General features: G+C 64.3%; 22 protein-coding genes and 1 pseudogene. 18 read left to right on the forward strand and 5 right to left on the reverse strand.

Features of this window, described 5'->3' with window-relative positions:
* Positions 1 to 72: 72 nt before the first annotated feature.
* From dgcB to NJF35_RS04275, 3 genes are read left to right on the forward strand one after another with little or no spacing between them, the layout of a single operon-like run.
* On the forward strand, positions 73 to 2,022 hold the full coding sequence (dgcB, locus tag NJF35_RS04265; RefSeq protein WP_253090705.1) for a dimethylglycine demethylation protein DgcB: 1,950 nt from the start codon (positions 73 to 75) through the stop codon (positions 2,020 to 2,022).
* Positions 2,022 to 3,254: an electron transfer flavoprotein subunit alpha/FixB family protein gene (locus NJF35_RS04270; protein WP_225786533.1), complete on the forward strand. Its 1,233-nt coding sequence runs from the start codon at positions 2,022 to 2,024 to the stop codon at positions 3,252 to 3,254. The genes dgcB and NJF35_RS04270 overlap by 1 nt, the downstream gene beginning before the upstream one ends.
* A gap of 10 nt (positions 3,255 to 3,264) precedes the next feature.
* Entirely contained in the window at positions 3,265 to 4,035 is a 771-nt protein-coding gene (locus NJF35_RS04275) for an electron transfer flavoprotein subunit beta/FixA family protein (protein ID WP_225786532.1), read from the forward strand.
* Positions 4,036 to 4,738: 703 nt separating this feature from the next.
* On the opposite strand, the gene gbcA is transcribed toward NJF35_RS04275, so the two are convergent.
* On the reverse strand, positions 4,739 to 6,031 hold the full coding sequence (gene gbcA, locus NJF35_RS04280; RefSeq protein ID WP_225786531.1) for a glycine-betaine demethylase subunit GbcA: 1,293 nt from the start codon (positions 6,029 to 6,031) through the stop codon (positions 4,739 to 4,741).
* A 292-nt stretch (positions 6,032 to 6,323) separates the two neighbouring features.
* Between gbcA and gbcB the strand changes: the two genes are divergently transcribed.
* The 6 genes and pseudogenes from gbcB to NJF35_RS04305 all read left to right on the forward strand — a co-directional run bounded on the left by gbcB (position 6,324) and on the right by NJF35_RS04305 (position 10,849).
* Entirely contained in the window at positions 6,324 to 7,427 is a 1,104-nt protein-coding gene (gene gbcB, locus NJF35_RS04285; RefSeq protein WP_225786530.1) for a glycine-betaine demethylase subunit GbcB, read from the forward strand.
* A 415-nt stretch (positions 7,428 to 7,842) separates the two neighbouring features.
* On the forward strand, positions 7,843 to 8,073 hold the full coding sequence (locus tag NJF35_RS04290; RefSeq protein ID WP_225786529.1) for a hypothetical protein: 231 nt from the start codon (positions 7,843 to 7,845) through the stop codon (positions 8,071 to 8,073).
* Positions 8,070 to 8,372, forward strand: a complete 303-nt coding sequence (locus tag NJF35_RS04295; RefSeq protein ID WP_225786528.1) for a cell division protein ZapA — start codon at positions 8,070 to 8,072, stop codon at positions 8,370 to 8,372. The genes NJF35_RS04290 and NJF35_RS04295 overlap by 4 nt, the downstream gene beginning before the upstream one ends.
* Before the next feature lie 279 nt (positions 8,373 to 8,651).
* Positions 8,652 to 9,680, forward strand: a pseudogene (locus NJF35_RS24790) (cache domain-containing protein); the annotation flags it as partial.
* 135 nt (positions 9,681 to 9,815) lie between these two features.
* On the forward strand, positions 9,816 to 10,544 hold the full coding sequence (locus NJF35_RS24795; RefSeq protein ID WP_410046031.1) for a methyl-accepting chemotaxis protein: 729 nt from the start codon (positions 9,816 to 9,818) through the stop codon (positions 10,542 to 10,544).
* Between the two features lie 116 nt (positions 10,545 to 10,660).
* Positions 10,661 to 10,849 carry a hypothetical protein gene (locus NJF35_RS04305; protein ID WP_225786526.1) on the forward strand — a complete coding sequence of 63 codons (189 nt, stop codon included), beginning with the start codon at positions 10,661 to 10,663 and terminating at the stop codon, positions 10,847 to 10,849.
* Between the two features lie 238 nt (positions 10,850 to 11,087).
* Here NJF35_RS04305 and NJF35_RS04310 read toward each other — a convergent pair whose 3' ends face one another.
* Positions 11,088 to 12,128: a low specificity L-threonine aldolase gene (locus tag NJF35_RS04310; protein ID WP_225786525.1), complete on the reverse strand. Its 1,041-nt coding sequence runs from the start codon at positions 12,126 to 12,128 to the stop codon at positions 11,088 to 11,090.
* Between the two features lie 269 nt (positions 12,129 to 12,397).
* On the opposite strand from NJF35_RS04310, the gene NJF35_RS04315 reads away from it, so the two are divergent.
* From NJF35_RS04315 to fdhA, 7 genes are all read left to right on the forward strand, one after another.
* Positions 12,398 to 13,651: a serine hydroxymethyltransferase gene (locus NJF35_RS04315; protein ID WP_225786524.1), complete on the forward strand. Its 1,254-nt coding sequence runs from the start codon at positions 12,398 to 12,400 to the stop codon at positions 13,649 to 13,651.
* 15 nt (positions 13,652 to 13,666) lie between these two features.
* Positions 13,667 to 14,917: a sarcosine oxidase subunit beta family protein gene (locus NJF35_RS04320; protein WP_225786523.1), complete on the forward strand. Its 1,251-nt coding sequence runs from the start codon at positions 13,667 to 13,669 to the stop codon at positions 14,915 to 14,917.
* 15 nt (positions 14,918 to 14,932) lie between these two features.
* Positions 14,933 to 15,268: a sarcosine oxidase subunit delta gene (locus tag NJF35_RS04325; protein ID WP_225786522.1), complete on the forward strand. Its 336-nt coding sequence runs from the start codon at positions 14,933 to 14,935 to the stop codon at positions 15,266 to 15,268.
* Positions 15,265 to 18,282 (forward strand): sarcosine oxidase subunit alpha, encoded by a 3,018-nt coding sequence (locus NJF35_RS04330; RefSeq protein WP_253090706.1) that lies wholly within the window; start codon positions 15,265 to 15,267, stop codon positions 18,280 to 18,282. Before NJF35_RS04325 ends, NJF35_RS04330 begins: the two co-directional genes overlap by 4 nt.
* Before the next feature lie 177 nt (positions 18,283 to 18,459).
* A complete protein-coding gene (locus tag NJF35_RS04335; RefSeq protein WP_225786520.1) occupies positions 18,460 to 19,092 on the forward strand; it encodes a sarcosine oxidase subunit gamma in 633 nt (210 codons plus the stop codon).
* Positions 19,093 to 19,103: 11 nt separating this feature from the next.
* On the forward strand, positions 19,104 to 19,961 hold the full coding sequence (gene purU, locus NJF35_RS04340) for a formyltetrahydrofolate deformylase (protein WP_225786519.1): 858 nt from the start codon (positions 19,104 to 19,106) through the stop codon (positions 19,959 to 19,961).
* Positions 19,962 to 20,148: 187 nt separating this feature from the next.
* Positions 20,149 to 21,348, forward strand: coding sequence for a formaldehyde dehydrogenase, glutathione-independent (fdhA, locus tag NJF35_RS04345; RefSeq protein WP_225786518.1), 1,200 nt, complete (start codon positions 20,149 to 20,151; stop codon positions 21,346 to 21,348).
* 163 nt (positions 21,349 to 21,511) lie between these two features.
* Here fdhA and NJF35_RS04350 read toward each other — a convergent pair whose 3' ends face one another.
* The gene (locus NJF35_RS04350) at positions 21,512 to 22,417 is read right to left on the reverse strand and encodes an RHS repeat-associated core domain-containing protein (protein ID WP_253090707.1); all 906 of its coding nucleotides are present in this window, start codon (positions 22,415 to 22,417) and stop codon (positions 21,512 to 21,514) included.
* A 449-nt stretch (positions 22,418 to 22,866) separates the two neighbouring features.
* Here NJF35_RS04350 and NJF35_RS04355 point away from each other — a divergent pair, with 449 nt between their 5' ends.
* Entirely contained in the window at positions 22,867 to 23,148 is a 282-nt protein-coding gene (locus NJF35_RS04355; protein WP_225786516.1) for a hypothetical protein, read from the forward strand.
* A 77-nt stretch (positions 23,149 to 23,225) separates the two neighbouring features.
* Positions 23,226 to 23,795 (forward strand): DUF2780 domain-containing protein, encoded by a 570-nt coding sequence (locus NJF35_RS04360; RefSeq protein ID WP_225786515.1) that lies wholly within the window; start codon positions 23,226 to 23,228, stop codon positions 23,793 to 23,795.
* Positions 23,796 to 23,838: 43 nt separating this feature from the next.
* On the opposite strand, the gene NJF35_RS04365 is transcribed toward NJF35_RS04360, so the two are convergent.
* Both NJF35_RS04365 and NJF35_RS04370 read right to left on the reverse strand, forming a co-directional pair.
* Positions 23,839 to 25,203 (reverse strand): APC family permease, encoded by a 1,365-nt coding sequence (locus NJF35_RS04365; RefSeq protein ID WP_225786514.1) that lies wholly within the window; start codon positions 25,201 to 25,203, stop codon positions 23,839 to 23,841.
* A gap of 181 nt (positions 25,204 to 25,384) precedes the next feature.
* Positions 25,385 to 26,272 (reverse strand): acyltransferase, encoded by an 888-nt coding sequence (locus NJF35_RS04370; protein WP_225786513.1) that lies wholly within the window; start codon positions 26,270 to 26,272, stop codon positions 25,385 to 25,387.
* Positions 26,273 to 26,299: the final 27 nt, after the last annotated feature.

The following is a 26,299-nucleotide window of genomic DNA, read 5'->3' on the forward strand; positions in this document are numbered from 1 at the left end:
CAGCCAGCAAGAGCGACTCGGCTTTTTCTTGCGGCTTGCAGCTTGCAGCTCGCAGCTCAAAGGTGCCTAGCGATGTTGAACACCCTTCTACCCATCCTGCTGTTCGCCGCCCTTGGCCTGGCGGTGCTCGGCGCCCTGCGCCGGGTGCGCATGTGGCGGCGTGGCCGGCCGTCCAAGGTCAACCTGATCGGCGGCCTGCTGGCCATGCCGCGACGCTACCTGGTGGACCTGCACCATGTGGTCGAGCGCGACAAGTACATGTCCAAGACCCACGTGGCCACGGCGGGCGGCTTTGTCCTGTCGGCGGTGCTGGCGATCCTGGTGCACGGCTTCGGCCTGCAGAGCAAGATCCTCGGTTACGCCCTGCTGGTGGCCACGGTGATCATGTTCAGTGGCGCCATCTTCGTCTTCAAGCGGCGCCTGGACCCGCCTTCGCGGCTGTCCAAGGGCCCCTGGATGCGCCTGCCCAAGAGCCTGCTGGTGTTCGCCGCGAGCTTCTTCGTCGCCACCTTGCCGGTGGCCGGCATCCTGCCCGAGGGCACGGGCGGCTGGCTGCTGGTGGCGCTGCTCGGCGTGGGCGTGCTGTGGGGCGGGTCGGAGCTGTTCTTCGGCATGACCTGGGGTGGGCCGATGAAGCACGCCTTCGCCGGCGCCCTGCACCTGGCCTGGCACCGCCGCGCCGAGCGCTTCGGCGGTGGCCGCTCCACCGGCCTCAAACCGCTGGACCTGGAAGACCCGAATGCGCCCCTGGGCGTGGAAAAACCGGTGGACTTCACCTGGAACCAGCTGCTGGGCTTCGACGCCTGCGTGCAGTGCGGCAAGTGCGAGGCCATGTGCCCGGCGTTCGCCGCCGGCCAGCCGCTGAACCCGAAGAAGCTGATCCAGGACATGGTCATCGGCCTGGCCGGTGGCACCGACGCCACCTTCGCCGGCAGCCCCTACCCGGGCAAGCCGATCGGCGAGCATGGCGGCCATCCGCACCAGCCGATCGTCAATGGCCTGGTCGATGCCGAGACCCTGTGGTCGTGCACCACCTGCCGCGCCTGCGTCGAGGAGTGCCCGATGATGATCGAGCACGTCGATGCCATCGTCGACATGCGCCGCCACCTCACCCTGGAGAAGGGCGCGACCCCGAACAAGGGCGCCGAGGTGCTGGACAACCTGATCGCCACCGACAACCCCGGCGGTTTCAACCCTGGCGGGCGGATGAACTGGGCGGCCGACCTCAACCTCCAGCTGCTGTCCGAGGTGAAGAACACCGAGGTACTGTTCTGGGTCGGCGATGGTGCCTTCGACATGCGCAACCAGCGCACCCTGCGCGCCTTCGTCAAGGTGCTCAAGGCCTCTGGCGTGGACTTCGCCGTGCTCGGCCTGGAGGAGCGCGACAGCGGTGACGTGGCGCGCCGTCTGGGCGATGAGGCGACCTTCCAGCAATTGGCCCGGCGCAACATCCAGACGCTGAGCAAGTACCGCTTCCAGCGCATCGTCACCTGCGACCCGCACAGCTTCCATGTGCTGAAGAACGAATACGGCGCCCTGGGCGGCGAGTACCAGGTGCAGCACCACAGCACCTACATCGCCGAGCTGATCGCCGCCAACAAGCTCAACCTGGGCCAGCACAAGGGGGGCAGCGTCACCTACCACGACCCGTGCTACCTGGGCCGCTACAACGGCGAATACGAAGCCCCGCGCGAGGTGCTCAAGGCCTTGGGCATCGAGGTCCGCGAGATGCAGCGCTCGGGCTTGCGCTCCCGCTGCTGCGGCGGTGGCGGCGGTGCGCCGATCACCGACATACCGGGCAAGCAGCGTATCCCCGACATGCGCATGGACGACATCCGCGAGACCGAGGCAGAGCTGGTGGCGGTGGGTTGCCCGCAATGCACGGCGATGCTCGAAGGCGTGGTCGAACCCCGCCCGCAGATCAAGGACCTGGCCGAGTTGGTGGCCGACGTGCTGATCGAAGACGACACCCCGGCGACCAAGCCCCAGGTGGCCAAACGTGAACCTGCGGAGGTGCACTGATGAGCGACATCATCCGCCGCGACCCTCGTGCCGAGTGGATCGCACGTAACCGCCTGCACCCGCTGCATGCGGCGATGCAGACCCAGCAGACTAGCTGGATGGGGCCCAACGGCCTCATCCGCAAGAACCCTCATGCGATCGCCGCTGGCTTCATCGGCCCCAACGGCATCAAGCGCATCGACCGCAGCGGCGCCCAGCAGGGCACCAGCGGTGGGGCGCGGCGCAGTGCTGGTGCCCAGGTGCAACTGCCATTGCATCAGGTCGTGGAGCCGGCGTTCTACATCGCCGTGGTGCCGGACATGGTCGGCGGCCGCCTGGGCAGCCACGACCGCGACCTGCTCGGGCTTGCCCACAGCCTGGCGGGCAGCGACGGCGCGGTGCTGGCCATCGTCTTCGGCGAGCACAAGGAGAGCAACTTTTCCACAGCCGGTGTCGATCGCCTGCTGGTCATCGAGGGCGAGGCGTTCGAAGGTTATGCACCGGAGCAACTGGTGCAGGGCCTGCGCGCTGTGGATAACCAGTTCTCGCCACGTCACTGGCTGTTGCCCGACAGCCGCACCGGCGGTGGCGAACTCGGTCGGCGCCTGGCCGCCGCGCTCGGCGAGCGCCCGGCGACGCGGGTCTGGCAGGTCAAGGACGGCCAGTGCATCGGCCGCGCCGGGGCCGGCCAGCAAGACCTGCAACGTGGCTTGGCGCGGTTGATCCTGGCCGCCGCCGAGTGCGCCGAGCCGGTCAGCGAAACCCGCCACGAGGCACTGCCGGTGGAGTTGTCCACAAGCGTGGCCCGCAGCCTGTCGCGCATCGAGGACCTTGGCCCGGTGGCCGTGGACCCGGCAGCCATCGCCATGGCCGAGGCCGAGTTCATCGTCTCCGGCGGCAACGGGGTCAAGGACTGGGCGCTTTTTCACAAGGCAACCGCTGCGCTCGGCGCCACCGAGGGGGCGTCGCGGGTGGCGGTGGACGACGGTTTCATGCCGCGTAACCGCCAGGTCGGCGCCACGGGTACCTGGGTGACCGCACGGGTCTACGTGGCTGTGGGTATCTCTGGCGCGATCCAGCACCTGCAAGGCATCGGCGCCTGCGACAAGGTGGTGGCAGTGAACATGGACCCAGGCTGCGACATGATCAAACGGGCCGACCTGTCGGTGATTGGCGACAGCTCGGCGATTCTCCAGGCGCTGATCGAGGCTGTGGACAACTACCGCAGCGCCAGCCAGCGCGACGCGGCATAAGGGCACGAGCATGAGTACGAAAGTCATCAGCCTGGTCTCCATCGGCGCCCACCCCAGCTCCGGCCGCACCCGCCGTGCCGAGCAGGATGCCCGTGCGGTGGAGCTGGGCCTGCAACTGGCTGGGGATAACCTGCAGGTGGTACATGCCGGCGATCCCCGGGAAGAGGCCCTGCGTGCCTACCTGGGCATGGGGCTGGATCACCTGGACGTGCTGGAGCAGCCAGCGGGCGCCGATGTGCTGGGCGTGCTCGGTGATTACCTGCGCGAGGCGGGCGCCCAGTTGGTACTGACCGGCAGCCAGGCGGAAACTGGCGAAGGGTCGGGCATGCTGCCGTTCCTCCTGGCCGAGAAGCTGGGTTGGCCACTGGTGGTCGGGCTGGCTGAGGTGGAATCCATCGACAACGGCACTGCGCAGGTATTGCAGGCGCTGCCCCGTGGCCAGCGGCGCCGGTTGAAGGTACGCCTGCCCTTGCTGGCGACTGTGGATAACGCCGCGCCCAAGCCGCGCCAGAGCGCCTTCGGCCCAGCCCGGCGCGGCGTGCTGGCGGCGCGCAATGTCGAGGTGGTGGAGGACGAGCTGCTGGCTGACGCCGAGCTGCAACCGGCCCGGCCACGGCCCAAGCGGCTCAAGGTGATCAAGGCCAAGAGCGGTGCCGACCGCATGAAGGCTGCCACGGCCAAGGCCAGTGGCGGGGGCGGCAAGGTGCTCAAGGACGTTTCTCCACAGGAGGGCGCCGAGGCCATCCTGAAGTTGCTGGTGGAGGAGGGGGTGTTGCGCTAGCCATCCATCCGAACGACCCGAAGCCCGCCCTGCAGGTTATGCAGGGCGGGCTTTTTTACACACCGAATCTGTTCGCCAACCTGTTGATAAAATGTTTGCGCTTCGCTGTAGGCCGCGTGGTTACTGGATTTCAGAGGTTTGTTCAAAATATGATCAGGCCTTGGCTGGGGCGCTCCGTGTCGTTTTGATGTCGACCCGGGGAATATTCCAGGATGTTGCCCACAATCGCTGTTGGTCGCTCTGTGGATAATCTGTTTGGTATACGCTGTAGCCCGCGAATTCATTGGTCTGTATGAAAATGATCAATAAATGATCAATTGACCCTGGAATACCCTTCGGGTGGCCTGCGACAAGGCCTTTGGAGGATTATCCACAAGTCTCGGCGAAGGCTGCCTTATCTTGCTCACAAAGTCTGTTGGTCGGTCTGTGGACAAGATGTTCGGTAATCGCTGTAGGCCAAGTAATCAAAGGCTTACAGCGTTTTGGTCAAAAAGTGATCGACACTTGGCAGTGGCAAGCTGGAGGGTTTTTCACAAATACTGTGCGTCAGCTTGTGGATAAAATGTTGGCCCTTGCCTGCAGGCCTTGGCAGCTCTGGGCTGTATTGAACCTGATCAATAAATGATCGGCCTGGTGAGGCCATGATGCCCGAGGCAAAAAAAAAGAGCAGCCTCCCGACTGCCCTCTTTCACTATCCGGCGCCTTACTGCGTCTTCACTTCCTTCAGGTACGGTGCCGGCTCCGCGCCGAGGTTGTTGAGCATCTGCTGGCTGTACCAGTCGATGAAGTTGATCACCCCGAACTCATAGGTCTTGGAGTACGGCCCCGGCTGGTAGGCGGTGGAATTGATGCCACGCTGGTTTTCCTCGGCCAGGCGACGGTCCTGGTCGTTGGTGGCGTCCCACACCTGGCGCATGCGCTCGGGGTCGTAGTCGACACCTTCGACCGCATCCTTGTGCACCAGCCACTTGGTGGTGACCATCGACTCCTGGGCACTGATCGGCCACACGGTGAAGACGATCATGTGGTCGCCCATGCAGTGGTTCCACGAGTGCGGCAGGTGCAGGATGCGCATCGAGCCCAGGTCCGGGTTCTTGATGCGGCCCATCAGCTTCTGGCAGGCCTGCTTGCCGTCCATGGTCATCGACACCGTGCCCTTGAGCAGCGGCATGCGTACGATGCGGTTGCGCAGACCATGGCTCTTGTGCAGGTACGGGATCTTCTCGGCTTCCCAGGCAGCGGCGCAGGCGGCGACGTGGTCCTTGAACGCCTGGTCGGCGCGGGGGTCGTTGGTGTCGTCCCACTCCAGCAGGGTCTTGAGCAGCTCAGGGTGCGAGCCGTTGCAGTGGTAGCACTCGCGGTTGTTCTCCAGCACCAGCTTCCAGTTGGCTTTTTCCATCAAGGTGGTCTGCACCGCCACCTTGGCGTTCTCCATGTCGTACGGCTCCATGTAGTGCTCGAGGGTGGCGAGGAAGTCGTCGATGGGTGGCGGGTTCTCCGACAGGCTGATGAAGATGTAGCCGCCGGCAGTCTTCACGTTGACCGGCTTGAGGCCGTACTGGGACATGTCGAAGTCGACACCCATCTCGGTGCCGGCGAACAGCAGGCGGCCGTCGAGCTCGTAGGTCCACTGGTGGTACGGGCAGACCAGTTTGGCCACCTTGCCCTTGTCGCTGACGCACAGGCGCGAGCCCCGGTGGCGGCAGACGTTGTGGAAGGCATGCACTTTGCCCTCGGCACCCCGCACCACGATGATCGGGTTCTTGCCGATCTGCAGGGTCAGGTAATTGCCCTTGGCGGGAATCTCGCAGGTCATGCCGGCGATCAGCCACTCCTTGTGGAAGATCTCCTGCATGTCGATCTGGAACAGACGCTCGTCGGTGTAGAAAGGCTGGGGGAGCGAGAAGGTGCGCTCGCGGGTCTGCAGCATCTCGGCGGTGGCCTTGCGTGCTGCTTCCAGTGGATCGCCCAGGCTCAGGGTTGCGGTGACGTCCATCGTTTGGTCCTCAGGGCCGAGTACGGCCGGCGAAAGGTGGCTAATCGTTGTTGTTGTGCCGCAAGGCTGTCGTGCAAGAACAGCAGGTTCATTTGCGGTGGAGTGTGCGTTCGAAGCGGTGGGCAACCATATCCATGGGCGACATGGCCGAATCGAATTCCGACGCGCCAGCCCTTGTATCGCGGGGCTGGTCGCGATAAGCACGCCGATGTCGCTGATGGGAATGTACTTCGTCACCGGCTTGCGCATTATCGGAGCCATGAAGGCCGGTAGTCGGCCGCTGGAGATGAACATGTCCGATACCTTCCTCAATCCGGTCACCACCCAGACCTGGGCCAATGGCCGCCACGTCGTGCGCTGCGTCAAGGTCATCCAGGAGACCTGGGACGTGCGCACCTTCTGCTTCATGGCCGACCAGCCGATCATGTTCTTCTTCAAGCCGGGGCAGTTCGTCACTCTGGAGCTGGAGATCGATGGCCGGCAGGTGATGCGCTCCTACACCATCTCCAGTGCGCCCTCGGTGCCCTACAGCTTCTCCATCACGGTCAAGCGCGTGCCGGGCGGCCAGGTCTCCAACTGGCTGCACGAAAACATGCACGAAGGTTTCGAACTGGCGGTGCACGGGCCGGTGGGCCTGTTCAACGCCATCGACTTCCCGGCGCCGAAGGTGCTGTACCTGTCCGGCGGTGTCGGCATCACCCCGGTGATGTCGATGGCCCGCTGGTTCTACGACACCAACGGCAACGTCGACATGGTCTTCGTGCATAGCGCCCGTTCGCCGAAAGACATCATCTATCACCGCGAGCTGGAGCAGATGGCGTCGCGGATCCCCAATTTCAGCCTGCACATCATCTGCGAGAAGCACGGCCTGGGCGAGCCTTGGGCGGGCTACCGTGGCTACCTCAACCAGCGGCTGATGGAACTGATCGCCCCGGACTACCTGGAGCGCGAGATCTTCTGCTGTGGCCCGACGCCCTACATGAATGCCGTCAAGCGCATGCTCGAGGGCGTGGGCTTCGACATGCGCAACTACCACGAGGAGTCGTTCGGCGCGACCCCGCCAGAAGCCAAGGCCGACGCGGTGGAGCATGCCGAGCAGGCCGCCGAGGCGGCCGAGGAGATGGATGTCGCCGACCTCAACCTGGTGGAGTTCATCGGCAGCGAGAAGAGCATCCGCGTCGCGCCGGGCGAGACGGTGCATGCGGCGGCGGCGAAGGTCGGGTTGATGATTCCCAAGGCATGCGGCATGGGCATCTGCGGTACCTGCAAGGTGCTCAAGCTCGGCGGCGAGGTGGAGATGGAGCACAACGGCGGCATCACCGAGGAGGACGAAGCCGAAGGCTACATCCTGTCGTGCTGCAGTGTGCCTAAGGGGGATGTGCGGATCGACTATTGAGCGGCAAGCTACAAGCTGCAAGAGAAAAGCAGGCCGGTGCAGGGCCTAATGCTGTTCACTTAAGTCTGATGTGGCATCGATTGGGGCCGCCTTGCGGCCCTTCGCGGGCAAGCCCGCTCCCACAGGATCGTGCATTCCTTGAGGTTTGCAGCGTACTTGTGGGAGCGGGCTTGCCCGCGAAGGGCTGCAAGGCAGCCCCAATTGCTTAAGTGAACGGCATTAGGCGCAGGGCCTGCTTTTTTCTTGCAGCTTGCCGCTGCTTTTCCTGACGGGCGGTTGACTCAGGTCGGAACAAGGCGGGGCAGGACCTGTCAATCTGCCCAGGCTAAAGCCTTTCATTTCCGATATTTAATGGCGGGGGTGCGCAGTTTTCTTTATCGTGTGCGCCCTTTGCAACAACCTGAGACAAACCCCCATGTTGGAAGCCTCCCTGAATCAACTCGAGCAACTGGTCAACGACCTGGTGCACAAGAACGCCCAACTGGCCGAGCAGAACGCCGCGCTCAGCCAGGAACTGGCCCAGGCCAAGGAAGAGAACGACAGCCTGCAGCTGTCGCTGATGGAGCAGGAAGAGAAGCACGGCGCCACCGCCGCGCGTATCCAGGCCCTGGTGGAGCGCGCCAGCGCAGGTGTCGTCAACGCATGAGACTGCAAGCGCAGCCGATCAATGTCGTGTCGATCCTCGGCAATGACTATTCGATCAAGGCGCCAGAAGGCCAGGAAGAGACCCTGGCGCAAGCCGTGCGGATGCTCAACGTTTCGCTGGCCGAAACCAAGCGTCAATACCCCACCCTGATCGGTGACAAGCTGCTGGTGCTGGCAGCCCTGAACCTGTGCTCCCGGCAGATCGAACTGCAGCGCGAGCACCAGCAGACCCTCGAACGCACCCAGGCGCAGATCGACGCCACGGTCGATGCCATCGCCCGAACCATCGGCGACCAATAAGCCTTTTGGGGCTGCTTTGCAGCCCATTGCCGGCAAGCCGGCTCCCAGACCGCGCCGCTCTTGAGATCGGCGCCGATACCCTGTGGGAGCGGCCTTGCGTGGCGAAAGGGGCGCGCAGCGCCCCCAATAGGTTTCAAGGCATTGTCCAGGATCACTGGAATAATTGAATACGTAAGTGTATACACTTTTCCCCAGGCGTATTGCGCCACGCTTATTTTCCTGGGGAGGAAGGGCATGCGGATCTGGCGGCGGAGTATCCAGTGGCAGTTGATTGCGAGCATGGGCGCGGCCTTGCTGGCGAGCATCCTGGTGGTAGTGGCGGTGTATACCGCGGCGGTGAATCGCCTGACCGAGCGTTACCTGGTCGATACGGCCCTGCCGGCCAGCATCGAGGCGATTCGCAACGACATCGAGCGCATGCTCGGCCAGCCACTGGTGGCGGCGGCGGACATCGCCGGCAACACCTTGCTGCGCGACTGGCTGGCCGCTGGCGAGAACCCGGCCGAGCTACCCCGCTTCATCGAGTACCTCGAGGCCGCCAGGCAGCGTAACCAGGCTTTCACCGCGCTGTTCGCCGCCACCGGCACTGGTCACTACTACAGCGAGAAGGGCCTGGACCGTACCCTGAGCCGCGACAACCCCAAGGACAGCTGGTTCTACGGCTACATCGACAGTGGCGCCGAGCGGCTGATCAACATCGATGTCGATGGCGCCACGGGTGAAGTGGCGCTGTTCATCGACTACCGCGTGGAAAAGGACGGCCAACTGGTCGGTGTGGCCGGCATGGGGCTGCGCCTGACCGAGCTGTCGCAACTGATCCGCGACTTCAGTTTCGGCGAACACGGCCGGGTGCTCCTGGTGCGCAACGATGGTCTGATCCAGGTCCATCCCCAGCATGAATTCAGCGGCAAGCGCCAGTTGCGCGAACAGCTTGGCGCGGAAGCGGCCAAGGCCGTCCTTGCGGGCGGCGAGGGCCTGCGCAGTGCCCGGTTCAGCCGCGATGGCGAAGACTACCTGGCCCTGGCCCTGCCCCTGCGCGACCTGAACTGGACTTTGGTGGCCGAGGTGCCAGAGGCGCAGATCTACGCCCAGATGCGCGAAGCGGTGTGGTTGACCAGCCTGATCGGCGGGGCCGTGGCCCTGGTCTCGCTGCTGCTGGTGGTGCTGCTGGCGCGCGGGTTGGTGCGGCCGATCCGCCAGGTGACGGCGGCACTGGTGCAGATCGGTAGCGGGGCGGGTGACCTCAGCCACCGCCTGGACGATTCGCGCCAGGATGAACTGGGCGACCTGGCCCGTGGTTTCAACCGTTTCCTCGACAGCCAGCGGGCCTTGATCGGCGAGGTGCTGCGCACCACCGAACGCCTGCACCGCTCGGTGGAGCAGGTGACCTTGGTGGTGGACAACACCGCCGAGCGCTCCGGTCGCCAGCAGGCAATGACCGAGATGGTCGCCACCGCCGTGCACGAGATGGGCCTGACCGTGCAGGACATCGCGCAGAACGCCGGCAATGCCGCCCAGGCCTCGCAGGCGGCGCGCGACGAGGCGTTGCAGGCCCGTGAGGTGGTGAGCCGCTCGATCGACAACATCGAGGGTATGTCCGGGGAGATCGGTCGGGCAGCGGCGGCGGTTGGCCAGTTGGCCGACGAAGTCGCCTCGATCGATGAGGTCTTGGCGGTGATCCGCAGTATTTCAGAGCAAACCAACCTGCTGGCGCTCAACGCTGCCATCGAGGCGGCGCGGGCCGGGGAGATGGGGCGCGGTTTCGCGGTGGTGGCCGATGAGGTGCGCACCTTGGCGCGGCGTACCCAGGTGTCTACCGATGAAGTGCAGCAGATGATCCAGCGCCTCAAGCAGGGCGCCGGCAGCGCGGTGGCCTCGATGCAGGCCGGGCAGCAGGCCACCGGCAGTGGCGTGGAGGCCAGCCAGCGTACCGGAGCCTCGCTCGGGGCGATCACCGATCAGGTCGAGCACATCAGCGACATGAACGACCAGGTGGCCACGGCGACCGAGGAGCAGTCGGCGGTGACCGAGGAGATCAACCGTACCGTGCAGGGGATTTCCGACCTGGCCCGGGAGACGGCGGCCGAAGTGCAAGCGTGCCGGGAACAGTGCCAGGCGTTGCGCGGACTGGCCGATGACCTGGCGCGGCAGATGGGTGGGTTCAGGCTCTGAGGCCCGAAGGGCGAAGCCCTGATGCCAGTTAGTTAAGCGGCGCTTTGTCATTTTTGGGGCTGCCTTGCAGCCCATCGCCGGCAAGCCGGCTCCCACAGGGACCGCGGCGACCACACATGATGCGGTTTGCAGGGGCCATGTGGGAGCAGTCGGCGGTGACCGAGGAGATCAACCGTACCGTGCAGGGGATTTCCGACCTGGCCCGGGAGCCGGCGGCCGAAGTGCAAGCGTGCCGGGAACAGTGCCAGGCGTTGCGCGGGCTGGCCGATGACCTGGCGCGGCAGATGGGTGGGTTCAGGCTCTGAGGCCCGAAGGGCGAAGCCCCGATGCCAGTTAGTTAAGCGGCGCTTTGTCATTTTTGGGGCTGCCTTGCAGCCCATCGCCGGCAAGCCGGCTCCCACAGGGACCGCGGCGACCCCACATGATGCGTTTTGCACGGACAGTGTGGGAGCCGGCTTGCCGGCGATGGGGCGCGAAGCGGCCCCAAATGACAACTGAAAGTCTTAACTGGCCGGCATTGAGCGAAGCCCTCCCGGCCATCGATCAGGCGCCGAAGATCGCGCGGATATCCGCCGCCAGCTCCCGCACCCGCGCCTCCTGGGTATCCCACGAGCACATGAACCGCGCCCCACCGCTGCCGATGAAGGTATAGAAGCGCCAGCCCTTGGCCCGCAGGGCCTCCAGCGCCGGCTCCGGCATCTGCAGGAACACCCCGTTGGCTTCCACCGGGAACATCAGCTCCACATCCGGCAGGTCACTCACCAGCGCGGCGAGCAACTGCGCGCAATGATTGGCATGCACGCCATGGCGCAACCAGGCGCCATCCTCCAGCAGCCCGACCCAGGGCGCGGAGAGGAAACGCATCTTCGACGCCAGTTGCCCCGCCTGCTTGCAGCGGTAGTCGAAATCGTCGGCCAGGGCACGGTTGAAGAACAGGATCGCCTCGCCCACCGCCATGCCGTTCTTGGTGCCGCCGAAGCACAGCACGTCGACGCCGGCCTTCCAGGTCAGCTCCGCCGGCGAGCAGCCCAGGAAGGCGCAGGCATTGGAGAAGCGCGCACCGTCCATGTGCAGGTTCAGGCCCAGCGCCTTGCAGGTGCTGCTGATCGCCTTGAGCTCGTCGGGGCGGTAGACCGTGCCCACCTCGGTGGCCTGGGTGATGGTCACCACGCGCGGCTTGGGGTAGTGGATGTCCTGGCGCTTGAGCGCCACCTCGCGAATCGAGTCCGGGGTCAGCTTGCCCTCGACGCTGCGCGCGGTGAGCAGCTTGGAGCCGTTGGAGAAGAACTCCGGCGCGCCGCATTCGTCGGTCTCGACGTGTGCCGTCTCGGAGCAGATCACGCTGTGGTAGCTCTGGCACAGGGAGGCCAGGGCCAGGGAGTTGGCTGCCGTGCCGTTGAAGGCGAAGAACACCTCGCAGTCGGTTTCGAACAGTTGGCGGAAATGGTCGGCGGCGCGCTCGGTCCATTGGTCGTCGCCATAGGCGCGCTCGTGGCCGCGGTTGGCCTTTTCCATCGCGGCCCAGGCTTCGGGGCAGATGCCGGAATAGTTGTCGCTGGCGAATTGTTGGCTGTTGTCTGTCATGACACCTGTCCTGTGAACGACGCAGACCAGCACTCTAAACCATCGCTTCGGAAGATGCCTATACAAGCTGGCCCCTGGTGGTGCCAGGCCTGCCCGCGAAGAAGATTGCACGGGGCGGGGCCATCGCACAGGCCGGTGGCGAATGTCGTAAACGCGCCATTGCAAGGCGTGCGCAGGCATCTGGGTCCCCCGTCCCGGTCATAACATCGCCGCAAAGGGTGAGAAGACCCTCATCAGACAAGAAACGATCGCTGCCAGGAGACAACAAGATGTTCAGCAAGCAAGACCAGATCCAGGGTTACGACGACGCACTGCTGGCGGCGATGAATGCCGAAGAACAGCGCCAGGAAGATCACATCGAGCTGATCGCCTCGGAGAACTACACCAGCAAGCGCGTGATGCAGGCCCAGGGCAGCGGCCTGACCAACAAGTACGCCGAAGGCTACCCGGGCAAGCGCTACTACGGTGGCTGCGAGCACGTCGACAAGGTCGAGCAACTGGCCATCGACCGCGCCAAGCAACTGTTCGGTGCCGACTACGCCAACGTCCAGCCGCACTCCGGCTCCTCGGCCAACGCCGCGGTGTACCTGGCCCTGCTGCAGGCCGGCGACACCATCCTGGGCATGAGCCTGGCCCACGGCGGCCACCTCACCCACGGCGCCAAGGTGTCCTCCTCGGGCAAGCTGTACAACGCCGTGCAGTACGGCATCGACACCAACACCGGCCTGATCGACTACGACGAAGTCGAGCGCCTGGCCGTCGAGCACAAGCCGAAGATGATCGTCGCCGGCTTCTCCGCCTACTCCAAGACCCTCGACTTCCCGCGCTTCCGTGAAATCGCCGACAAGGTCGGGGCGCTGCTGTTCGTCGACATGGCCCACGTCGCCGGCCTGGTCGCCGCTGGCCTGTACCCCAACCCGATCCCGTTCGCCGACGTGGTCACCACCACCACCCACAAGACCCTGCGTGGCCCGCGAGGCGGCCTGATCCTGGCCAAGTCCAACGAAGAGATCGAGAAGAAGCTCAACGCTGCCGTGTTCCCGGGCGCCCAGGGCGGCCCGCTGATGCACGTCATCGCCGCCAAGGCCGTGTGCTTCAAGGAAGCCCTGGAGCCTGAATTCAAGGCCTACCAGCAGCAGGTCATCGACAACGCCCAGGCCATGGCCCAGGTCTTCGTCGAGCGCGGCTACGACGTGGTCTCCGGCGGCACCGACAACCACCTGTTCCTGGTCAGCCTGATCCGCCAGGGCCTGACCGGCAAGGACGCCGACGCCGCCCTCGGCCGCGCCCACATCACCGTCAACAAGAACGCCGTGCCCAACGACCCGCAGTCGCCGTTCGTCACCTCGGGCCTGCGCATCGGCACCCCGGCCGTCACCACCCGTGGCTTCAAGGTCGCCCAGTGCGTGGCCCTGGCCGGCTGGATCTGCGACGTGCTGGACAACCTGGGCGACGCCGACGTCGAAGCCGATGTCGCCAAGAACGTCGCGGCCCTGTGCGCCGACTTCCCGGTCTACCGCTGAGTGGAGTAACCAACCATGCAACGTTATTCAGGCTTCGGCCTCTTCAAGCACTCCCTCAGCCACCACGAGAACTGGCAGCGCATGTGGCGCACGCCAACGCCTAAGAAGGTCTACGACGTGGTCATCGTCGGCGGTGGCGGCCATGGCCTGGCCACGGCCTACTACCTGGCCAAGGAGCACGGCATCACCAACGTGGCCGTGGTCGAGAAAGGCTGGCTGGGCGGCGGCAACACCGCCCGCAACACCACCATCGTGCGTTCCAACTACCTGTGGGACGAGTCGGCGCACCTGTACGAGCACGCCATGAAGCTGTGGGAGGGCCTGTCCCAGGACCTCAACTACAACGTGATGTTCTCCCAGCGTGGGGTCTACAACCTGTGCCACACCCTGCAGGACATGCGTGACTCCGAGCGCCGGGTCAGTGCCAACCGCCTCAACGGCGTGGACGGCGAACTGCTGAACACCGCCCAGGTGGCGGCAGAGATCCCGTACCTGGATTGCTCGAAGAACACCCGCTACCCGATCCTCGGCGCCACCGTGCAGCGCCGTGGCGGCGTGGCCCGCCACGACGCCGTGGCCTGGGGCTTCGCCCGTGCCGCCGACGCCCTGGGCGTGGACCTGATCCAGCAGACCGAGGTCATTGGTTTCCGTAAGGAAAACGGCGCGGTGATCGGCGTGGAAACCAACAAGGGCTTCATCGGCGCCAAGCGCGTCGGTGTGGTCACCGCCGGTAACTCCGGGCACATGGCGCGCCTGGCAGGCTTTCGCCTGCCGCTCGAATCGCACCCGCTGCAGGCGCTGGTGTCCGAGCCGATCAAGCCGATCATCGACAGCGTGATCATGTCCAACGCCGTCCACGGCTACATCAGCCAGTCGGACAAGGGCGACCTGGTCATCGGCGCCGGTATCGACGGCTGGGTCGGCTACGGCCAGCGCGGCTCCTACCCGATCATCGAGCACACCCTGCAGGCGATCGTCGAGATGTTCCCGAACCTCTCGCGCGTACGCATGAACCGGCAGTGGGGCGGCATCGTCGACACCACCCCGGACGCCTGCCCAATCATCTCCAAGACCCCGGTCAAGAACATGTTCTTCAACTGCGGTTGGGGCACGGGCGGCTTCAAGGCCACCCCGGGCTCGGGCAACGTCTTCGCCGCGAGCCTGGCCAAGGGCGAGATGCACCCGCTGGCCGCACCTTTCTCCATCGACCGTTTCTACAACGGCGCGCTGATCGACGAACACGGCGCTGCGGCCGTCGCCCACTAATCGGAGACAATCGTCATGTTGCAAATCTTCTGTCCCCACTGCGGCGAGCTGCGCTCCGAAGAAGAGTTCCACGCCTCTGGCCAGGCACACATCGCCCGCCCGCTGGACCCGGCCGCCTGCTCCGACGAGGAGTGGGGCACCTACATGTTCTTCCGTGACAACCCGCGCGGCATCCACCACGAGCTGTGGGACCACGTCGCCGGTTGCCGCCAGTACTTCAACGTCACCCGTGACACCGTGACCTACGAGATCCTGGAAACCTACAAGATCGGCGAGCAGCCGCAGGTGACCGCCAGCGGCAAGCCGAGCAACGCACCGTCGACCGTCAAAGGCCAAGGGGAAAAAGTATGAGCCAGACCTATCGCCTCGCCAGCGGCGGTCGCATCGATCGCAGCAAGGTCCTGAACTTCACCTTCAACGGCAAGACCTACCAGGGCTATGCCGGTGACACCTTGGCCGCCGCATTGCTGGCCAACGGTGTCGACATCGTCGGCCGCAGCTTCAAGTACTCGCGTCCGCGCGGCATCATCGCCGCCGGTACCGAAGAGCCGAACGCCATCCTGCAGGTCGGCTCCAGCGAAGCCACCCAGATCCCCAACGTGCGTGCCACCCAACAGGCACTGTACGGAGGCCTGGTGGCCACCAGCACCAACGGCTGGCCGAACGTCAACAACGACGTCATGGGCATCATCGGCAAGGTCGGCGGCAGCATGATGCCGCCCGGGTTCTACTACAAGACCTTCATGTATCCCAAGTCGTTCTGGATGACCTACGAGAAGTACATCCGCAAGGCGGCAGGCCTGGGCCGTGCGCCGCTGCAGAACGATCCGGACAGCTACGACTACATGAACCAGCACTGCGACGTGCTGATCGTCGGTGCTGGCCCTGCCGGCCTGGCTGCCGCCCTGGCCGCGGCACGCAGCGGTGCCCGCGTGATCCTCGCCGACGAACAGGAAGAGTTCGGTGGCAGCCTGCTCGACAGCCGCGAGACCCTCGACGGCAAGCCTGCGGCCGAATGGGTGGCTGCGGTGGTCGCCGAGCTGGAAGGCCTGCCGGAAGTGACCCTGCTGCCGCGTGCCACGGTCAACGGTTACCACGACCACAACTTCCTGACCATCCACGAGCGCCTGACCGACCACCTCGGCGACCGCGCCCCGATCGGCCAGGTACGCCACCGCGTGCATCGCGTTCGCGCCAAGCGCGTGGTGCTGGCCGCCGGCGCCCACGAGCGTCCGCTGGTGTATGGCAACAACGATGTGCCGGGCAACATGCTGGCAGGCGCCGTTTCCACCTACGTGCGCCGCTATGGCGTGGCCCCGGGCCGCAAGCTGGTGCTGTCGACCAACAACGACCACGCCTACCGCGCCGCCCTGGACTGGCACGACGCCGGCCTGCAGGTGGTCGCCATCGCCGACGCCCGCCATAACCCACGTGGCTCGCTGGTCGAGGAAGCGCGTGCCAAGGGTATCCGCATCCTGACCTCCAGTGCGGTGATCGAGGCCCGTGGCAGCAAGCACGTGACCGGCGCCCGCGTGGCCGCCATCGACGTGCAGGCGCACAAGGTCACAAGCCCAGGCGAAGTGCTCGAGTGCGACCTGATCGCCACCTCCGGCGGCTACAGCCCGATCGTCCACTTGGCTTCGCACCTGGGCGGCCGCCCGGTGTGGCGTGAAGACATCCTCGGCTTCGTGCCGGGCGATGCACCGCAGAAACGTGTGTGTGTCGGCGGCGTCAATGGCGTCTACGCACTCGGCGACGTGATCGCCGATGGTTTCGAGGGTGGTGTCCAGGCGGCGACCGAGGCCGGCTTCAAGGCCACCGTCGGCACCCTGCCAAAAACCGTGGCGCGCAAGGAAGAGGCCACCGTGGCGCTGTTCCAGGTGCCCCACGACAAGGGCACCAACCGTGCGCCCAAGCAGTTCGTCGACCAACAGAACGACGTCACCGCCGCCGGTATCGAGCTGGCCACCCGCGAAGGCTTCGAGTCGGTCGAGCACGTCAAGCGCTACACCGCGCTGGGCTTCGGTACCGACCAGGGCAAGCTGGGCAACATCAACGGCCTGGCCATCGCCGCCCGTTCGCTGGGCATCAGCATCCCGGAAATGGGTACCACCATGTTCCGCCCCAACTACACGCCGGTGACCTTCGGCGCGGTAGCGGGCCGGCACTGCGGCCACCTGTTCGAGCCTGTGCGCTTCACCGCCCTGCATGCCTGGCACGTGAAGAACGGCGCCGAGTTCGAGGACGTCGGCCAGTGGAAGCGCCCGTGGTACTTCCCCAAGCCGGGCGAGGACATCCACGCCGCCGTGGCCCGCGAGTGCAAGGCCGTGCGTGACAGTGTCGGCCTGCTCGACGCCTCGACCCTGGGCAAGATCGACATCCAGGGCCCGGATGCCCGCGAGTTCCTCAACCGCGTGTACACCAACGCCTGGACCAAGCTCGACGTGGGCAAGGCCCGCTACGGCCTGATGTGCAAGGAAGACGGCATGGTCTTCGACGACGGCGTGACCGCCTGCGTCGGCGACAACCACTTCATCATGACCACCACCACCGGCGGCGCGGCTCGCGTGCTGCAGTGGCTGGAGCTGTACCACCAGACCGAATGGCCGGAACTGAAGGTGTACTTCACCTCGGTCACCGACCACTGGGCGACCATGACCCTGTCCGGCCCCAACAGCCGCAAGCTGCTGGCCGAGCTGACCGACATCGACCTGGACAAGGAAGCCTTCCCGTTCATGAGCTGGAAGGAAGGCCTGGTCGGCGGCGTGCCGGCGCGGGTGTTCCGTATCTCGTTCACCGGTGAGCTGTCGTACGAGATCAACGTGCAAGCCAACTACGCCATGGGCGTGCTGGAGCAGATCGTCGAGGCGGGCAAGCAGTACAACCTGACCCCGTACGGCACCGAGACCATGCACGTGCTGCGGGCCGAGAAGGGCTTCATCATCGTTGGCCAGGACACCGACGGCTCGATGACCCCGGACGACCTCAACATGAGCTGGTGCGTCGGGCGCAACAAGCCGTTCTCCTGGATCGGCCTGCGCGGCATGAACCGCGAGGACTGCGTGCGCGAGAACCGCAAGCAACTGGTGGGCCTCAAGCCGGTCGACCCGAACGTGTGGCTGCCCGAGGGTGCCCAGTTGGTGTTCGATCCGAAGCAGCCGATCCCGATGGACATGGTCGGCCACGTCACCTCCAGCTACAAGGCCAACTCCCTGGGCTATTCGTTCGCCATGGGCGTGGTCAAGGGCGGCCTCAAGCGCATGGGCGAGCGGGTGTACTCGCCGCAGGCAGACGGCAGCGTGATCGAGGCGGAGATCGTGTCTTCGGTGTTCTTCGATCCGAAGGGTGAGCGGCAGAACGTTTGACTCCGAGCCCTGTGGTGAGCCTGCTGGCCCCATCGCCGGCAAGCCGGCTCCCACAGGATCGATGCAGGCCGAGGGGCGATGCTGTACCTGTGGGCGCTGGCGTGCCAGCGATAGGGCCAGAGCATCCACCTCAGAGGCTCATCGTTTCGACGAACAAGAATTCAAGGCAGGTAAGAAATGAGCGCTATCAACGTCTTCCAGCAAAACCCCGGCGCCGACGCCCGGGCCGAGTCGCCACTGCACCACGCCGACCTGGCCAGCCTGGTCGGCAAGGGCCGCAAGAACGCAGGCGTGACCCTGCGCGAGAAGAAATTCCTCGGCCACCTGACCATTCGTGGCGATGGCCACGACCCGGCCTTCGCCAGCGGCGTGCACAAGGCCCTGGGCCTGGAGCTGCCGGTGGCCCTGACCGTGGTCGCCAACGAGCAGATGTCGTTGCAGTGGATGGGCCCGGACGAGTGGCTGCTGATCGTTCCCGGCGGCCAGGAGTTCGCCGTCGAGCAGAAACTGCGCGCGGCCCTCGAGGGCCAGCATGTCCAGGTGGTCAACGTCAGCGGCGGGCAGACCCTGCTCGAGCTGCGCGGTCCCAATGTGCGCGAGGTGCTGATGAAGTCCACCAGCTATGATGTGCACCCGAACAACTTCCCGGTCGGCAAGGCCGTCGGCACCGTGTTCGCCAAGTCGCAACTGGTGATCCGCCGCACAGCCGAAGACACCTGGGAGCTGGTGATCCGCCGCAGCTTCGCCGACTACTGGTGGCTGTGGCTGCAGGACGCTTCGGCCGAGTACGGCCTGGCGATCGAGGCATAAGGAGAATACGCATGAGTCGGGCACCGGACACCTGGATCCTCACCGCCGACTGCCCGAGCATGCTCGGCACCGTCGACGTGGTCACCCGCTACCTCTTCGAGCAGCGTTGCTACGTCACGGAGCATCACTCCTTCGACGACCGGCTGTCGGGGCGGTTCTTCATCCGCGTCGAGTTCCGCCAGCCGGACGACTTCGACGAGGCCGGTTTCCGTGCAGGCCTTGCCGAGCGCAGCGATGCGTTCGGCATGACGTTCGAGCTGACCGCGCCGAATCACCGCCCCAAGGTGGTGATCATGGTGTCCAAGGCTGACCATTGCTTGAACGACCTGCTGTACCGCCAGCGCATCGGCCAGCTGGCCATGGACGTGGTCGCGGTGATCTCCAACCACCCTGACCTCGAGCCCCTGGCCCACTGGCACAAGATTCCCTATTACCACTTCGCCCTCGACCCCAAGGACAAGCCCGCCCAGGAGCGCAAGGTGCTCCAGGTGATCGAGGAGACCGGCGCCGAGCTGGTGATCCTCGCCCGCTACATGCAGGTGCTTTCGCCCGAGCTGTGCCGGCGCCTGGATGGCTGGGCGATCAACATCCATCACTCCCTGCTGCCGGGCTTCAAGGGCGCCAAGCCCTACCACCAGGCTTACAACAAGGGTGTGAAGATGGTCGGCGCCACCGCCCACTACATCAACAACGACCTCGACGAAGGGCCGATCATCGCCCAGGGCGTCGAGACCGTGGACCACAGCCACTATCCCGAGGATTTGATCGCCAAGGGGCGGGACATCGAATGCCTGACCCTGGCGCGGGCGGTGGGGTATCACATCGAGCGGCGGGTGTTCCTGAACGCCAATCGGACCGTGGTGCTCTGACGATCCTGGGGCCGTAAAGCGGCCCCTGTTTTTTCCTGCCGTTAAAAGGCATATCCCTGTCGCATCCAGTCACCGCGACATCCCCCATCAGGCCCACAATTCCTCCCATTCCAGTAACACATGCCGCCCAAGGATGGCGGCGCTTTCCACCACCGCTGCATAAATACAAATCAAGCGAGGTAAGAGCATGTCTGGTAATCGTGGAGTGGTGTATCTCGGCGCCGGCAAGGTCGAGGTGCAGAAGATCGACTACCCCAAAATGCAGGACCCACGCGGCAAGAAGATCGAGCACGGCGTGATCCTCAAGGTGGTCTCCACCAATATCTGCGGCTCCGACCAGCACATGGTCCGTGGCCGCACCACCGCTCAGGTCGGCCTGGTCCTCGGCCACGAGATCACCGGCGAGGTGATCGAGAAGGGCCGTGACGTGGAACACCTGCAGATCGGTGACCTGGTCTCCGTGCCGTTCAACGTGGCCTGCGGCCGTTGCCGCTCCTGCAAGGAAATGCACACCGGCGTCTGCCTGACCGTCAACCCGGCCCGCGCCGGCGGTGCCTACGGCTATGTCGACATGGGCGACTGGACCGGTGGCCAGGCCGAGTACGTGCTGGTGCCGTACGCCGACTTCAACCTGCTGAAGCTGCCAAACCGTGACAAGGCCATGGAGAAGATCCGTGACCTGACCTGCCTCTCCGACATCCTGCCCACTGGCTACCACGGCGCTGTCACGGCGGGCGTTGGCCCGGGCAGCACCGTGTACGTCGCCGGTGCCGGCCCGGTCGGCCTGGCGGCGGCTGCCTCGGCTCGCCTGCTGGGCGCGGCCTGCGTCATCGTCGGCGACCTGAATCCGGCCCGCCTGGCCCATGCCAAGGCCCAGGGGTTCGAGGTGGTCGACCTGTCCAAGGACACCCCGCTGCACGAGCAGATCGCCGACCTGCTGGGCGAGCCGGAAGTGGACTGCGCGGTCGATGCGGTGGGCTTCGAGGCCCGTGGCCATGGCCATGAAGGTGCCAAGCACGAGGCGCCGGCCACCGTGCTCAACTCGCTGATGCAGGTGACCCGCGTGGCCGGCAAGATCGGTATTCCGGGGCTGTACGTCACCGAAGACCCGGGCGCGGTGGATGCGGCGGCCAAGATCGGCTCGCTGAGCATTCGCTTTGGCCTGGGTTGGGCGAAGTCGCATAGCTTCCACACTGGGCAAACCCCGGTGATGAAGTACAACCGCCAGCTGATGCAGGCGATCATGTGGGATCGCATCAATATCGCCGAGGTGGTCGGGGTGCAGGTGATCAGCCTGGATCAGGCGCCGGAAGGGTATGGCGAGTTCGATGCGGGTGTGCCGAAGAAGTTTGTGATCGATCCGCACAAGACGTTCAGTGCGGCTTGATGCCTAGGGCCGAGACAGGGACGGCGCCGCTGCCCCTGTCTCGGCTTGGTGTCGTGAAAGGGCTGCACCGCAGCCGATTTCCATATCAAGCAATGTGTATCACCATCGCTGGGAGAGCGCTTTAGCCCATTTATCCATGCATCATGGCACTGGTTTCGTCGGTTTAATTCGGGCTTCGAATCTGGCTAATAGTGTCTGAGTTGTAGAGTGAGTCAAAGCCTGTTGTTGGATGCTCCATTGGACCCGAAGGGATGCCGGTAGTTAGACCTAAAGGTTCTAACTTGTATTCAAGAGTCAAGAATTTAATTCGATTTTTATATACTTCGTGTAGGCGAAGTCTTTCTTTGAGGATTTCAGGTGGTACTGTTGTCAGGTCGTACGCTTTTGCTTCGGCTATGTCGCGCCTAACACGTCTGTGAAGATCAGCTCTCTCATGACGGGCCATACTCTGAATGAAAGGGTCTGGGGTGCGTTCACTATCAGTGCTCCGGTTATTTGGAGTGGCTGCTTGCGGCGGGCTCGACGTTGCCCTCTGTGACTTAGGTATTCTGCCAAAGAATCGCTTTTTAATGCCTTTGTAGAGGCTGCTCAACGGCTTGAGGAAAATCGGTACACGTCCTGATGGGTCAATTTTTCCAATGGGATCGCCATTGCAATACATGTATGAATTTATTCCGCCCGCAGCGAAAGGGCTCAGCTGGTCAGGGGAGTAGAAACGCATCAGGCTGGGATTGTAGATACGGTGCCCACTTCCGAGTAAATAGCTGTTCACCGAAGGTTCGATAGCTTCCCCGTTGAAGCCAAGCAGTGTCAGTAGCGCGGGAAGGGTTGAAGTTTGGCCATAGGGTGAATAGGTATGCGTTTCTTCATCATTGACGCTCTTGGCTCTGAGCACAGAACCTTTTTGGTCTGTCGCTAATAGCCCGTTGGTTGTCTTGTCAGTAAGTTGCTGCTCTACGAGTGGTAAATCAGGTGCTCGGAAGATCCTACGACTGTACTTATCTGTTCGTACGGAAGCGAGTTTGTCTTCCTGGTAGAAGCACAGAGTGATGATAGAGTTCTTTTTCATGGGCTGGTTCCCGTTCTCTGCCGAGGGGGAGGCAATTTCCCTACCGCAGAACCCAGTATCATGGCGATGCATTTTGTCGGCTACTGGCAGAAATGATAGGAGAACGCTACTGGAACGTTAGGCATGGCAGATTTCATACTCCTGTTGCCGAAATTTCCGACGTGCTGGCGCTGGTGCTTGCTGGTTCTAGGAAATACCCTACGAATTCTGTCGACTCCTATCTGATTGCCCCGGGAAACCTTGCTCTCTAGGCTCACTGGGTCGCTGAATCGTTCAGCGATCGGGTGTGGAAACCCGGTGGTACATGGAACTGCCTGTTACGGCGGCTGTGCGCGGGAGGTCTTCGGACCTACCGGGTTTGCCATGTGCCTGGTTTTCCACCCCGCGTACAGCTGCCACCCCTGATGTGTGGAAACGGAAGGGCGCAGCTCAGCCTACATGGTGCCGATATGAAAAAACTCGTCCCCGACCCACCCCACACCTTCGATCTGCCCAAGGGCACATCCCTCTCCCACGCCATCAACGACGGTATCGTTCCGATGGAGTTCGTGCTGATGAACGTCAGCCACTACTTGATGTTCGCCTACAGCGACAGCCGTCGTGCCCTTGAGCGCATCGAGGATGAAGAAACCCGGCAGTTATTGGCGCACGGCTTGCGGGCCATGCAGATTGCCTGGGGGCAGGCGGAGGCGCTGGCATTGGCGGTCGAAGGGCGCAGCAGCCCTCGATAGCTGGCCTGGAACAAAGCCCGATGTCGCCAGTCGAATGCCTCGTTTCCCGGCCATTCCGGCCGACGAGGTCCTTCCCGATGAAAGCATTCACCCTGGCAACCCTGATGACCCTGGCCGCAAGCCCGGCGTTCGCCTTCAACCTCAGCGATGCGGCCAATGCCGTGTCGGCGATGCAGAGCCAGCAGCAGGGCCAGGTGCAGGCGCCCGAGGCGTCGGCCAACCTGCTCAATACCCTGGGCAGCGAACTGAAGATCACCCCCGAACAGGCGGTGGGCGGGGCGGGTGCCATGCTGGGCCTGGCGCGCAACAACCTGAGCGACGCCGACTACGGCCAACTGACCAAGGCCGTGCCCGGCCTGGACCTGCTCGCTGGCGCCAACGCCCTGGGTGGGCTGAACGGCCTGGGTGAGTTGCTGGGCAAGAACAGCGAGAGCCAACCGGCGCTGAGCAATGCCTTGGGCAATGTCGAGAACCGCAACGACCTGGACAATGCCTTCAAGGCGCTGGGCATGGATACCGGCATGATCGGCCAGTTCGCCCCGCTGATCCTCCAGTACCTGGGCCAGCAGGGCATCGCCGGGTCGTTGTTGCAGAACCTGGGCAGCCTGTGGGCGACCCCGGCACCGTTGGCTCAACCCTCGGTCTGAAGGCCCCACACGCGCACCCTGTAAGCGCGTGTGCGGCGTTGGATCACGCGCTTTCCGAGAAGTCCACCAAGCGTACTGGGCGGCGGAAGCCGGCGGTCAGTACGGCCAGGTAAGCCAACCCCAGGGCGAACCAGCACAGGCCGATTACCAGGGTCAGCGCCGACAGGCTGGTCCACAGCCACAAGGTCAGGCTCAGGCCGACCAGCGGTACCAGGCCATAGCGCAGCAGGCCCTTGAGGTTGCGCTGGCTGGCATCGTGCATCAGGTGGGTTTTCACCACCGCCAGGTTCACCGCCGAGAACGCCACCAGTGCGCCGAAGCTGATCAGCGAGGCCAGGGTGGCCAGGTCGATCACCAGCGCCAGCAGGGAGAACGCCGACACCAGCAGGATGGCGAACACCGGCGTACCGAAGCGTGGCGACAGATAGCCGAAGCTGCGCTTGGGCAGCACCTTGTCGCGGCCCATGGTGAACAGGATGCGCGACACCGCCGCTTGAGAGGCCAGTGCCGAGCCCAGGCTGCCAGCGACGAACGCGGCGGTGAAGAAGTTGGCCAGGAACTGCCCACCCGCCTTGAACATCACCTCGTTGGCCGCCGCATCGGTATTGGCGAAGGTGCTGCCTGGCAGCACCAGCTGGCTGATGTAGGCCAGCACGGTGAACAGCAAGCCGGCAAACAGGGTGGTGAGGATGATCGCCCGCGGTACATCGCGGCGGGCGTCGCGGCACTCTTCGGCCAGGGTCGAGACCGCGTCGAAGCCCAGGAACGACAGGCACAGCACCGCTGCACCGGCCATCAGGGAACCGAAGCCTCGTGCGCTGCCATCGCCCACCAGCGGCGCGAGGAAGTCGACGGGCTGGCCGCTGCCCAGCGTCTGCCAGGACAGCGCCACGAACACCCCGATGAACACGATCTGCGCGCCGACGATCAGGTTGCTGGCCTTGGCCACCGAGTGGATGCCGATCACGTTGAGCACCGTCACCAGGGCGATCGAGGCCAGGACGATCGTCCATGCCGGGATGGCCGGGAAGGCGATGTTGAGGAACAGGCCGATGAGCAGGTAGTTGATCATCGGGATGAACAGGTAGTCGAGCAGCAACGACCAGCCTGCGAGAAAGCCGACATTGGGGCCGAAGGCGAGGTTGGTGTAGGAGTACGCCGAGCCCGCGACGGGGAAGCGCTTGACCATGAAGCTGTAGGACGTGGCGGTGAACAGCATCGCCAGCAGGGTGACGAGGTAGGCGCCGGCCGTGCGGCCGCCGGTGATTTCGGTGACGATGCCGTAGGTGGTGAAGATGGTCAGCGGGACCATGTACACCAGGCCGAAGAACACCAGGGCGGGCAGGCCCAGGACACGGCGGAGTTGGGCGGGTGCTGCCTCGGCAGCATTGCAAGGTTGATTTGCCATCGATCGATCCGGGCGTTTTGTAGTTGTTGATCGATTTTTATCCAGGTTGGAGGGTGATGACAAACAAAGATTTGTTTATCTCAATTATTAATGTGGATTTTAATCGGGCATCCGTGATGTTTTTTTGCGGGCCCATTCGCGCCGAACCGCCGCGAATGGGCCGTGCCAGGCAACGAAGACCTCAGCCCATCTGCGCCCGCAATGCCTCGATCCGCTGGTCCTTGTCCAGCCACAGCTGGTTCACCCAGTCCTGCACGGTCTGGCGAAACGCCGGGTCGTTCTCATAGTCGCCATTGCACAGCGCCGGATCCAGCTCGCGCACGCGGATGTCGATGATTACCCGGCTGATGTTGCCGCAGAGCAGGTCCCAGAACCCGGGGGCCTTGTCGCCGGGGTAGACGATGGTGACGTCCAGCAGGGCATCGAGCTGTTCGCCCAGCGCCGCCAGCACGAAGGCCACGCCGCCGGCCTTGGGCTTGAGCAGGTGGCGGTAGGGCGATTGCTGTGCTTCGCGCTTGGCTTCGGTGAAGCGGGTGCCTTCCAGGTAGTTGACCACGGTCACCGGCTGGCGCTTGAACAGCTCGCAGGCAGCCTTGGTGATCTCCAGGTCCTTGCCCTTGAGCTCCGGGTGCTTGTCCAGGAAGGCCTTGCTGTAGCGCTTCATGAACGGGTAGTCCAGCGCCCACCAGGCCAGGCCCAGCAGCGGCACCCAGATCAGTTCCTTCTTGAGGAAGAACTTGAAGAACGGCACCCGGCGGTTGAGGCTCTCGATCAAGGCGGGGATGTCGACCCAGCTCTGGTGGTTGCTCACGCACAGGTAGGAGGTGTCCTGGCGCAGTGTCTCGATGCCACGGATATCCCATTGGGTGGGGATGCACAGGGCGAAGATCGCCTTGTCGATTTCCGACCAGGTTTCGGCGATCCACATCACCGCCCAGGAGGCGTAGTCGCGGCCACGGCCCGGCAGTACCAGTTTGAGCAGGGCGAAGACCATCAGCGGGCCGATCAGCACCAGGGTGTTGAGCAGCAGCAGCAGGGTCGTGAGGATGCCGGTCAGCAGGCGACGCATAAGGGAACTCTTGTTGTGGGAATTAAG

The sequence above is a fragment of the Pseudomonas guariconensis genome (assembly GCF_024127895.1).
GTDB classification, from domain to species: domain Bacteria; phylum Pseudomonadota; class Gammaproteobacteria; order Pseudomonadales; family Pseudomonadaceae; genus Aquipseudomonas; species Aquipseudomonas guariconensis_B.

What these genes read in the sequence shown, in the direction of transcription:
- NJF35_RS04365 (WP_225786514.1), bottom strand. Translation starts at nt 25,203, where the DNA reads ATGGCAAATCAACCTTGCAATGCTGCCGAGGCAGCACCCGCCCAACTC.
- NJF35_RS04335 (WP_225786520.1), top strand. Translation starts at nt 18,460, where the DNA reads ATGAGCGCTATCAACGTCTTCCAGCAAAACCCCGGCGCCGACGCCCGG.
- NJF35_RS04330 (WP_253090706.1), top strand. Translation starts at nt 15,265, where the DNA reads ATGAGCCAGACCTATCGCCTCGCCAGCGGCGGTCGCATCGATCGCAGC.
- NJF35_RS04270 (WP_225786533.1), top strand. Translation starts at nt 2,022, where the DNA reads ATGAGCGACATCATCCGCCGCGACCCTCGTGCCGAGTGGATCGCACGT.
- purU (WP_225786519.1), top strand. Translation starts at nt 19,104, where the DNA reads ATGAGTCGGGCACCGGACACCTGGATCCTCACCGCCGACTGCCCGAGC.
- fdhA (WP_225786518.1), top strand. Translation starts at nt 20,149, where the DNA reads ATGTCTGGTAATCGTGGAGTGGTGTATCTCGGCGCCGGCAAGGTCGAG.
- NJF35_RS04295 (WP_225786528.1), top strand. Translation starts at nt 8,070, where the DNA reads ATGAGACTGCAAGCGCAGCCGATCAATGTCGTGTCGATCCTCGGCAAT.
- NJF35_RS24795 (WP_410046031.1), top strand. Translation starts at nt 9,816, where the DNA reads ATGGTCGCCACCGCCGTGCACGAGATGGGCCTGACCGTGCAGGACATC.
- gbcA (WP_225786531.1), bottom strand. Translation starts at nt 6,031, where the DNA reads ATGGACGTCACCGCAACCCTGAGCCTGGGCGATCCACTGGAAGCAGCA.
- NJF35_RS04305 (WP_225786526.1), top strand. Translation starts at nt 10,661, where the DNA reads ATGATGCGGTTTGCAGGGGCCATGTGGGAGCAGTCGGCGGTGACCGAG.
- dgcB (WP_253090705.1), top strand. Translation starts at nt 73, where the DNA reads ATGTTGAACACCCTTCTACCCATCCTGCTGTTCGCCGCCCTTGGCCTG.
- NJF35_RS04275 (WP_225786532.1), top strand. Translation starts at nt 3,265, where the DNA reads ATGAGTACGAAAGTCATCAGCCTGGTCTCCATCGGCGCCCACCCCAGC.
- NJF35_RS04310 (WP_225786525.1), bottom strand. Translation starts at nt 12,128, where the DNA reads ATGACAGACAACAGCCAACAATTCGCCAGCGACAACTATTCCGGCATC.
- NJF35_RS04325 (WP_225786522.1), top strand. Translation starts at nt 14,933, where the DNA reads ATGTTGCAAATCTTCTGTCCCCACTGCGGCGAGCTGCGCTCCGAAGAA.
- NJF35_RS04370 (WP_225786513.1), bottom strand. Translation starts at nt 26,272, where the DNA reads ATGCGTCGCCTGCTGACCGGCATCCTCACGACCCTGCTGCTGCTGCTC.
- NJF35_RS04315 (WP_225786524.1), top strand. Translation starts at nt 12,398, where the DNA reads ATGTTCAGCAAGCAAGACCAGATCCAGGGTTACGACGACGCACTGCTG.
- NJF35_RS04320 (WP_225786523.1), top strand. Translation starts at nt 13,667, where the DNA reads ATGCAACGTTATTCAGGCTTCGGCCTCTTCAAGCACTCCCTCAGCCAC.
- gbcB (WP_225786530.1), top strand. Translation starts at nt 6,324, where the DNA reads ATGTCCGATACCTTCCTCAATCCGGTCACCACCCAGACCTGGGCCAAT.
- NJF35_RS04350 (WP_253090707.1), bottom strand. Translation starts at nt 22,417, where the DNA reads ATGAAAAAGAACTCTATCATCACTCTGTGCTTCTACCAGGAAGACAAA.
- NJF35_RS04360 (WP_225786515.1), top strand. Translation starts at nt 23,226, where the DNA reads ATGAAAGCATTCACCCTGGCAACCCTGATGACCCTGGCCGCAAGCCCG.
- NJF35_RS04290 (WP_225786529.1), top strand. Translation starts at nt 7,843, where the DNA reads ATGTTGGAAGCCTCCCTGAATCAACTCGAGCAACTGGTCAACGACCTG.
- NJF35_RS04355 (WP_225786516.1), top strand. Translation starts at nt 22,867, where the DNA reads ATGAAAAAACTCGTCCCCGACCCACCCCACACCTTCGATCTGCCCAAG.